The sequence below is a fragment of the Mesorhizobium sp. WSM4848 genome (genome assembly GCF_055811375.1).
The window spans coordinates 1-5,701 of sequence record NZ_JBVVPX010000076.1 but is presented as its reverse complement, the minus strand read 5'-3'; the positions used below and the strand labels follow the sequence as shown (position 1 = coordinate 5,701).

Annotated in this window: 6 protein-coding genes and 1 pseudogene; 3 read left to right on the top strand and 4 right to left on the bottom strand. The window is 60.0% G+C overall.

The window, feature by feature from the left end:
• Positions 1–421 precede the first annotated feature (421 nt).
• Complete coding sequence (locus tag AC0L16_RS33185; protein WP_473625736.1) at positions 422–1,348, top strand: adenylate/guanylate cyclase domain-containing protein; 927 nt, start codon at positions 422–424, stop codon at positions 1,346–1,348.
• Between the two features lie 365 nt (positions 1,349–1,713).
• On the opposite strand, the gene AC0L16_RS33180 is transcribed toward AC0L16_RS33185, so the two are convergent.
• The gene (locus AC0L16_RS33180) at positions 1,714–2,487 is read right to left on the bottom strand and encodes an ATP-dependent DNA ligase (RefSeq protein ID WP_473625735.1); all 774 of its coding nucleotides are present in this window, start codon (positions 2,485–2,487) and stop codon (positions 1,714–1,716) included.
• Positions 2,488–2,645: 158 nt separating this feature from the next.
• Between AC0L16_RS33180 and AC0L16_RS33175 the strand changes: the two genes are divergently transcribed.
• On the top strand, positions 2,646–3,008 hold the full coding sequence (locus AC0L16_RS33175; RefSeq protein WP_473625733.1) for a hypothetical protein: 363 nt from the start codon (positions 2,646–2,648) through the stop codon (positions 3,006–3,008).
• A 95-nt stretch (positions 3,009–3,103) separates the two neighbouring features.
• On the opposite strand, the gene AC0L16_RS33170 is transcribed toward AC0L16_RS33175, so the two are convergent.
• Together AC0L16_RS33170 and AC0L16_RS33165 are read right to left on the bottom strand one after the other, a co-directional pair.
• Positions 3,104–3,397 (bottom strand): HdeA/HdeB family chaperone, encoded by a 294-nt coding sequence (locus tag AC0L16_RS33170; protein ID WP_473625732.1) that lies wholly within the window; start codon positions 3,395–3,397, stop codon positions 3,104–3,106.
• Between the two features lie 523 nt (positions 3,398–3,920).
• Positions 3,921–4,214, bottom strand: a complete 294-nt coding sequence (locus tag AC0L16_RS33165; RefSeq protein ID WP_473625730.1) for a hypothetical protein — start codon at positions 4,212–4,214, stop codon at positions 3,921–3,923.
• An 11-nt stretch (positions 4,215–4,225) separates the two neighbouring features.
• Here AC0L16_RS33165 and AC0L16_RS33160 point away from each other — a divergent pair, with 11 nt between their 5' ends.
• Positions 4,226–4,684, top strand: a complete 459-nt coding sequence (locus AC0L16_RS33160) for a hypothetical protein (protein WP_473625729.1) — start codon at positions 4,226–4,228, stop codon at positions 4,682–4,684.
• A 120-nt stretch (positions 4,685–4,804) separates the two neighbouring features.
• Here AC0L16_RS33160 and AC0L16_RS33155 read toward each other — a convergent pair.
• Positions 4,805–5,608 (bottom strand): annotated as a pseudogene (locus tag AC0L16_RS33155) (IS1634 family transposase); the annotation flags it as partial.
• Positions 5,609–5,701: the final 93 nt, after the last annotated feature.

The window sequence follows — 5,701 nt, the reverse complement described above, 5'->3', positions numbered from 1 at the left end:
TAAATCGGTTCCCTGCCATGTCGTTCTTAGGCGGGCCGTGGCCGGAAGCTGGCCGTTTGGCAAGCGCCTGGGGTTGATTTTGAAACGCAGGCGAGCCGCTGGACGCGATCTCGCCCTTGGCTGGTCTTATGGACCGGGATGCAGCTCCCGCGCGTCCTGATGCGCCGTAGGACTCGCCAATCGCCCATCCTGCGCCAGTCTGGTCAGCCGCGCATCGTCTTCGATCCACTCGGCATGCGTCGGGTAGCACAACACCGCCCATGTTGCGGCGCCGTACCTCCGCTCAAGCTCATCGTCGCTCACGCTAAAGATTGCCCCAGTACCTCGCACGCCATACTCGATCCGCCTCGGGAATGCGACGTAGACTCAGCCACCGGAGCACGGCAAGCTTCGGCTGCTCACATCGAGCAGGGACAGTTCAATGTCGGCGACACGACGCAAACTGACGACCATCTTCTCGGCGGATGTTCAGGGCTATACGCGCCTGATGGAAGCCGACGAAGAAGGAACGCTGGCGACTCTGAAACAGTACAGGGACGCAATGGCGCGCCTAATCGAGGCTCGTGGCGGGCGTGTCGTCAACACTTGGGGCGACGGGTTGATCGCCGAATTCCCGAGCGTGGTCGAGTCCGTCCGGACGGCCATCGACGTTCAGAACGAGTTGGCCGGGCACAATGCCGTTCGCCCGGCCGAAACGCAGATGCGCTTTCGGATTGGAATCAACCTTGGCGACGTCATGGTCGAGGGAGATGACATTTATGGAGACGGCGTCAACATTGCCGCCCGCATTCAGACCGCCGCCCCGGCAGGCGGGATCGTGATCTCAAATACGGTGTACGATCAGGTCCGCAACAAAATGGCGGTCGGGTTCGAGTTCCTGGGCGACCTCGCCGTCAAGAACATCGAAGAAGGTGTGCCGAGCTACGTTGTCCGGATCGGCGGTGAGAAGAGCGGGGCCGAGGCGGTGGCGCGCCGCGCCGAACCGGCCGCTGACGGGCGGTCGCGCGACGCCGCCCGGTCTGGCGCTTTCCCTGGGCGCAGGATCAGCCGGAAATTCCTTCTGCTTGCCTTGATCGCGCTGGGGTTGGTGGCCATCAATGTGCTTTCGTGGAATGGGATTTTCTGGGCTGAGTGGCCGATGCTCGCCGTGGCGGTTCTGGCGGGCCTCCGCTGGGCAAGCATGACGAGGCTCATCAATCGGGGCGTGGCCATGCTGAGTGTCGTCGCATTGGGGGTCGTCGGTGTAAACCTGCTGACCTGGAACGGGATTTTCTGGGCGAAATGGCCGCTACTCGGCATCGCGCTTGCGGGAGGCATCGGCTGGATCATCCGGAAACGGGCGTCATGAGCAGGCTACATGCCTGATCGTCCAGTTCTCAGTTTCATCCCCTTGGGCGTACCAGCAAAATCAAGCACTTAGTTAATTCGAATCTTGATGCGTCGAATATTGGTCGAATAAATGTCGGCGAAATGCTGGCGGACGCTATCGGCGGAATCGTGCGAAATCGTTGTGAAAAAGCGCTATACTAAGATCAAAAGCGATCGGGCGAACGGGACAATCAGCCATACGGATGATCCGATGCCCGCAAGACGAAGCGTCAGAAAAGGCGCGAAGACGAACACACGCGCATCGCCATCAGAGTGGAGCGCTGCGAGGCGAGCGTCGAAGCTGCCGTCAATTACAACGTCTACACGCCGCAATCCGCTTGGAACTCAGACGATGACGACCCACTGTATCGGTTCACTACGCGACTGACCGTCGCCGGAATATCCACCTACCCGGAGGAACGGGCGGGCGACACCTATGATGCCGACATAGCGGCCAGTTCCGCGTTCTGCCATCAAGGCGAAAGCAGGCTTGCCGGGCTCGCGCTCGACGCCGAGCAGATCGTACTCATCAACCGTGTACGCTTTCGTCTTCAGCCATGAGGTTGAATCGCCGCTGCGATACTTGCTGTCTCGCCGCTTCGAGACCATGCCTAGGCCGGCTCGGTCGACCAGTTCGAAAATGGCCTTAGCATCTCCAGGAAGCGCCTGGCTGAACTGTATACGGCCGTCGGCCGGGATCATCGCCTGCAGGATTTCACGACGGTCCTCCAGAGGCATGTCGCGGAGGTCGTGGCCGTAGAGGTGGAGCAGATCGAAGGCGACGAAGTAGAGGTCGTGCTGGCGCCGCGTGATGGCCTTGCGAAGCGCCTTGAAGTCGGACAGTCCTGCCTCATTGGTAACGATCACCTCACCATCGATGATGGCGCTTTCGAGGCCGAGCTCGCCGGCGGCCTTGGCAAGGTCGCGGTACTTGGAGGTCCAGTCCAGCCCGCGCCGGGTGAACAGGCGCACACCGGCCTCATCGATGATGACCTGGGTGCGGTAGCCGTCGAACTTAACCTCGTGAATCCATCCGTCGCCCTCGGGCGGTTTCTCCACCAGGGTAGGCATCAAAGGCGGTATGAATGACAACCGGTCCCCGCCGGCAGGCTTACGCATCGAAACCCCACGCAACTCGAATTTGATTCAATATTGCACGATTGCACGATTGCACGGTTGTTTCGGTTCCGTTAGCTCTCGCTAAATAAGCGCGGTGGAAAGCCGTTGGTGGTGCGTAGTCTGCTGTCGGCTGCAACGGCCGAGGTAGGGGATGCTCAATGCCAACTCGCAACAAGCGTCGCATGCGAAATGCGGCTTCCATCAATTTCGGCCTAATGCTGGCGCCTAGCGTCGCGTTGATGCGACTGCCGCTGATAGCGATGGATGCCAGTAGCAATCGCCCAAACGGCACTGAAGCAGTGAACGCCGTCAATGAGAAGACCATCGCATTCGTCGAAGGGATTTTCGCAGCGCAGGGATCTGTTGTGCAGTCGGTGATGCGTTTTTGGCCAGAAGTCATTTCCGGTCGTCCACCGTCGCTGTTCAATGGCGTGGCATTGGAACAGTCCATTTATGCCGCGCTCAAGCCAGCGAGCGGTCGTGTGAAGACGAACTTCGGCCGCCTGTCAAAAAAGGCTTGATTGGTTAACGTCCGTACAATGGGTCCACTGCCTTGGTGCCCAAAAAAGTGTGGCCCCTTCCGGGGCCGCTCTCTTAGGCTTCATTTGATCTTTTGCTACATCTTGCTGACGGCCTCGATCGCGCTCGCCAGCGTCGCATCGTGGTTCTTTTTGCAATAGGCCGCGACCTTCGTTGCATTGGCCTCCGCCTTGTCACCGTCCACCATGGTGTTGCCGGCTTTGCCATGGACATAGCCGTTCATCCACATGGCGACGCCAACAGCCTTGGCGGCCGACATGGCCCCGACCTCCTTGCAGGTGAGCTTCGACATGTCCAGTTCCTTGGCCATTGAGTGGCCAGCCAAAACGATACTAACAACTGCAAGTGCAATCGGAAAATGGCGTTTCATTGTCAGGGTCTCCTCCCAAAAAGCCCCGCCTTTTGCTGCCTAGCCAAGAAACAGTAGTGCCCTGTTGGAAGTATGACATTCACGACAAATTGAAGCGCAACGGCTTTATGAACATCAAGGCTGTCATTAGGAACAGTACCCCGCCGCTGCCTGTACATCCGAGGTCGGCGACGGGCGGCCGGATTGGCCGATCCGGCGTAACGGTTACCTGTTGCTATCTGGCAGGCCAAGGGCGTCGCCTGCGGCGGCCTCAACCCTGTCGAGCAGCGTGCGGATATAAAAAAGATTCTGAATGGCAGCAGCTTGGGCACGGTATGCAGATCGCTTCGCTTGAAGTCGCCGGCTGAGATCGCACCAGAGATTTGAAAGATGTCGGACGCCGCGTAGAGCGTTGGCCCCATGGGCACGATCTTCGAGGAAGCCACCTGCCGCTGCACAAATGGCTACAGGCAATCCACGCTATGTGCTCAGGCCCGGCGCCTTGAAATCCCCAACGCTCCCGCCCAAACGGCGCCGGCCACTTTCAGCCCCTTTCGTCGAATGTTGGCTTCCAGTCGCGATTGCGCGCCCGCTGCTGGCCTTCGTAGTCAGGAATGCATGTGAAGAACACCTGCCGGCGGTCACGACCGGCAGCCTTGCAACTTGAGCAGACAAAGAGCCCGACCAGGTCGTCATGCATCGAGCCGTGGTCACGGCCAAGCCTGTCAATTAGCGCCTGGATATCGAGCTTCGTCGATTTGCAGCACATCGGATGCCCGCAATTGACATAGATGGTTTCGCGGGCGGCCAGAGTGTCGGTGAGAGTCTTTTGGGGCATGGCGATCTCCGTTGAAGGGCTCGCCGCAACGGGAGGATTATATTCCTGATACCGGTGGCGCCGGCAAGTGGCCCTTGCGGCCGGCGGGCAAAGGTCGTTTGATCCTGCAAACGACCTATCGGGAGGGGAATATGTGCAGAGGGGCCCTGTTAGCCACGTTGTTGGCCCTGTTCCCAAAGCAGGCGCTGGCCGACATGGACTATTACGACTTCGATAAGAACAGGACCAACCGCTACTATCAGGTTTATGTTGACGGCCTGACAAACGGGATATCATGGGCCAACGTTCAAGCCGATATCGCAGGCCACCCAATCTATTGTGCCCCCGCGAAATTGGCGATCACGACAGCGCAATACATCGACGTCCTCGATCGCTACGTCCAAGCGCGGTCGAACAAAACGCCACCGCTTTACATGGGCTTGATAATGGTAGCAGCGCTCGAGGAAACCTTCCCCTGTCCGGCGCGATAAGTCTGGCCTAATCCTCTTCCCAAAAATCCTGCAGCGAAGCATGCCTTAGACCGAAGTTTGAGTTATCGAAGACTGCAAAGTATTGATCCGGCGGGGTTTTCGGCCGGTTATGGTTTTGCGTTACTGGACACGAGCCGGGTCGAAGCCGAGGAGTTCGAAGGCAGCCTCCTGGAATGGGGTTTTTCGGGTATAGAGGGTGAAGGAGTGCTCGCCCTGCAGCGGGGCAACCACGGTGTTGGCGGCCAAGGTGCCAAGATGGCGCAGGAGGTCGGCAAAGCCCATGACGGGCAGGCCGTTGTGGTTGCGTTTGGTGGCTTTCTTGCGTTTGGCGGTTTGCGAGGGCTCGGTCTTGACGACCGGCGAGGTGCGCTCGGCGCGGGCGGCTTCGAGGTCGGTGTCGTGGAACAGCAGCGGCGCCAGGGCTTGGCGCAGATGCCATTCGACATGATAGGCCAGCATGCAGAGAAAGACGTGGGCGCGCACCCGCGGCGCTGCCCAGTGGCGGATCGGGCGGATGTCCAGATCGACCGTTTTGAGGCAGCGGAAGGCGCGTTCCACCCGCGATAAATCCTTGTAGGCCTGGACTGTCTCGCCGGCGCTCAGCGCCTTGGCCTTGACGCTGGTGCGGATCACATAGATGCCGTCGAGCCTGGCCTCGGTCTCGATGGCGGCGTGATCGCGCGCGAAGGAGAAGTCGGTGTCGGTGATGGTACACTGGAAGTGCTTGCCGACCTTGCGGCGGCCGATGACGGCGCCGACCGCCTGGCCAATGGCGGCGGCGCCCTTGAGCGGCTTGCGGGCGCGGCGGACCCGCTCCCGGATGGCGGCGAGGTCGCGCTCGGTGGCCTCCAGCAGTTCGCTGCGCTTGCGGGCGCGCTCGGCTGCCAGATCCGGGTTGCGGCACACCACGAGGCGCTCGCCGGGATAGTCCGGGCTTGTGAGGGACTGTCAGGAATTCTGTGCGCGAGGCCATGATGATGGAAAGGAGAGAATCATCACATGGCTATCGAGAAGGAA